The sequence below is a fragment of the Verrucosispora sp. SN26_14.1 genome, from assembly GCF_004307965.1.
Classification (GTDB): Bacteria; Actinomycetota; Actinomycetes; order Mycobacteriales; family Micromonosporaceae; genus Micromonospora.
Genome location: NZ_SISL01000587.1, coordinates 1 through 3,190 on the forward strand (window position 1 = coordinate 1; position 3,190 = coordinate 3,190).

Below are 3,190 nucleotides of genomic sequence, written 5' to 3' on the forward strand. Positions count from 1 at the left end.
TGTGTCTAACAGACAGCGACCGGGCGGCGCGCTGGGCGGCCGCGTACAGGGCGGGATGGTCCATGGCGTACGCGGCGGCGGCCATCGCGGTCGCCTCGGCGCGCGGGTGGGGTGCCTGGTCGCGGAGGTGCACCAGCAGATCCGGGATGTTGATCTTCACAGGACAGGCGTCGTAGCAGGCGCCGCAGAGCGACGACGCGTACGGCAGGGAGGCGTTGTCGGCGATCCCGGTCAGTTGCGGGGAGAGCACCGCCCCGATCGGACCCGGGTACACCGAGCCGTAGGCGTGCCCGCCGGTGCGTTCGTACACCGGGCAGACGTTCAGGCAGGCCGAGCAGCGGATGCAGTGCAACGCCTGCCGGCCCACCTCGTCGGCGAGGACGGCGCTGCGCCCGTTGTCGAGCAGCACCAGGTGGAACGCCTGCGGGCCGTCGCCCGGGGTCACGCCCGTCCACATCGAGGTGTAGGGGTTCATCCGCTCGCCGGTCGAGGCCCGGGGCAACAGTTGCAGGAACACCTCCAGGTCGCGCCAGGTCGGCACCACCTTCTCCACACCCATCACGGTGATCAGCGTCTCCGGCAGGGTCAGACACATCCGCCCGTTGCCCTCGGACTCGACCACGGCCAGAGTCCCGGTCTCGGCCACCGCGAAGTTCGCCCCGGACACCGCCACCGGCGTGGTGAGGAACGTCTGCCGCAGGTAGCGTCGGGCCGCCGCCGCCAGGACCACCGGTTCGTCGGTCAGGGCCGGGTCCACCCCGGGCATGGCACGCAGGAAGATCTCCCGGATCTCGGCCCGGTTGCGGTGGATCGCCGGCACCAGGATGTGGCTGGGTCGGTCGTCGCCGAGTTGCACGATCAGCTCGGCCAGGTCGGTCTCCACCGGGGTGATCCCGGCGGACTCCAGGGCCTCGTTGAGGCCGATCTCCTGGGTCGCCATCGACTTGACCTTGATCACCCGGTCGCTGCCGGTGGCCGCGACCAGCTCGGTGACGATGCTGTTCGCCTCGGTCGCGTCGGCGGCCCAGTGCACCACTCCCCCGGCCGCCGTGACCCGTGCCTCCACCTGCTCCAGCAACTCCGGCAGCCGCGCCAACACGTCGGCCTTGATCGCCGAACCGGCCGCCCGCAACTGTTCCCAGTCCGGCACCTCGGCGATCACCGCAGCGGACTTCGCGCGGATCGTCGCCGTGGCGTGTCGGAGGTTGCGGCGCAGTTGCGGGTCGGCCAGGGCCCTCCGCGCGCCGTCCGGGAAGGGTTCCGCACCCCGCAACTGCCCCACACCCTGCGGTGCCGTCGCCGGCATGCCGAGAAAGGTCCGGCTCACGACCTCACCACCAGTTCGCCGCGTTGGTCAGGAGTATCGCCGCCCGGCTCGGTCGAGGCCAGGATCTCCGCCAGGTGCACGGTGCGCACCCCGGTCCGCAGCCGGGACAACCCACCGCCGATGTGCATCAGGCACGACGCGTCCCCCGCCGTGCAGACGTCCGCGCCGGTGGCGAGCACGTGCCGCATCTTGTCCGCCAGCATGGCCGTCGACGTGTCCGCGTTCTTCACCGCGAACGTCCCGCCGAACCCGCAGCACTGCTCGGCCGCCGGCAACTCGACCAGGTCCAGACCCCGCACCTCGCGCAGCAACCGCAGTGGCCGGTCCCCCACCCGCAGCACCCGCAGCGAGTGACACGTCGGGTGGTAGGTCACCCGGTGCGGATAGAAGGCACCCACGTCGGTCACCCCGAGCACGTCCACCAGCAACTCCGACAGCTCGTACGTGCGCCCGGCCACCGACTCGGCACGCGAGGCCAGCCGCTCGTCACCGGCCCGCCGGGCCACCACCGCGTGCTGGTGGCGTACCGACCCGACACACGACCCCGACGGCGCCACGATCACGTCGTACGGATCGAACACCCGCGCGTACCGGCGCACCAACGGCAACGCCTGCCCCTGGTAGCCGGTGTTGACGTGCATCTGCCCGCAGCAGGTCTGCCCCTCGGGGAAGACGACCTCATGCCCGAGCCGCTCCAGCAACCGCACCGTCGCCTTCGCCGCCTCGGGGAACATCGTGTCCGCCAGGCAGGTCACGAACACCGCGATCCGCACGTCACACCTCCGCCCGCCCCGCGATCGTCCGTGCCGCCGCACCGCCACGGTCAGACCGGCGGGGCGCGATCCGGTTGAGTCTGCCGCACCGGCCGCCGCCGCGCAGCCGGGTCCCCACCGTCCGACCGCCACCGGTGTCCGGGAACCGGCCGGACAGCAGACGGTCGGGCCACCGTGGGCGTACACCACCCCCGACGAAGGAGAACCGATGCTGAGAAGAAGTGGGGCGCTCGTCGCCCTGGCCGCCGTGGCGCTCGCGTCCACCGCCCTCGCGGCGGCACCGGCGGCGGCCGCGACGAGCTCCGGACCGGACATCCGGGTGCCGGTCACGTCGACCACGACGTATCCCGCCAGCGCCACCGTGCTGCTGACGTTCCCCGGCGGCCGGTGCAGCGGCTTCATGATCAGCCCCCGCACGGTGGCGACCGCCGGGCACTGCGTGCACACCGGAGGCTCCCGGGGCAGCTGGCGGACGAACGTCGTCGCGTACCCGGGGCACAACGGGACGACCGCACCCTTCGGCTCCTGCGCGGCGACCCAGCTCTTCGCACCACAGGGCTGGACCGGCTCGTTCACCCACCCCGGCGGCAGCGACCCGGCCTACAACTACGGGGCGGTGCAGCTCAACTGCAGCATCGGTAACGTCACCGGCTGGTACGACCTCGGTTACACCACCCAGCCGCTGACCGGCTCGTGCACCACGACGCACGGGTATCCGGCGGACCGGCCCGGACAGTGGACCAGCGTCGACCGCATCCGCTACGAGACCTCGACGCAGCTCTACACGTCGCACAGCTTCGGCGGCGGGCAGGACGGCAGCCCCGTCGCCTACACCCCCGACCCGGAGGACTGGTGCCCGCTGCCGCCGCGACTGGACTTCCCCTGGCCGAAGCCGCCCTGCCCGTGCCCGCTCGCCCGCACCGCGCTGGGGATCCTGACCAGCGGCCCGGACGGGGTCGGCCCCGGCGTGGCCTACAGCGTCGCCACCCGGCTCACCCAGCAGGCCGTGGCAAACCTCGCGCAGTGGCGGTGACTCCTGCCCACTCCGGCCGGGGCGGCCGTTCCCGAGTCCGCCCCGGCCCGGTCAGGC

General features: G+C 72.5%; 3 protein-coding genes. 1 reads left to right on the forward strand and 2 read right to left on the reverse strand.

The window, feature by feature from the left end:
- Both EYA84_RS29515 and EYA84_RS29520 read right to left on the reverse strand, forming a co-directional pair.
- The coding region (locus tag EYA84_RS29515; RefSeq protein ID WP_131057353.1) for a lactate utilization protein B at positions 1-1,306 on the reverse strand (1,306 nt) is incomplete at its 3' end.
- Positions 1,307-1,323: 17 nt separating this feature from the next.
- Positions 1,324-2,100 (reverse strand): (Fe-S)-binding protein, encoded by a 777-nt coding sequence (locus EYA84_RS29520; protein WP_131057349.1) that lies wholly within the window; start codon positions 2,098-2,100, stop codon positions 1,324-1,326.
- Positions 2,101-2,308: 208 nt separating this feature from the next.
- Here EYA84_RS29520 and EYA84_RS29525 point away from each other — a divergent pair, with 208 nt between their 5' ends.
- A complete protein-coding gene (locus EYA84_RS29525) occupies positions 2,309-3,133 on the forward strand; it encodes a serine protease (RefSeq protein ID WP_131057351.1) in 825 nt (274 codons plus the stop codon).
- The last annotated feature ends 57 nt before the right edge of the window (positions 3,134-3,190 follow it).

Excerpts from the sequence above, each read along its gene's own strand:
- EYA84_RS29525 (WP_131057351.1), top strand. The coding sequence starts at position 2,309 with ATGCTGAGAAGAAGTGGGGCGCTCGTCGCCCTGGCCGCCGTGGCGCTC.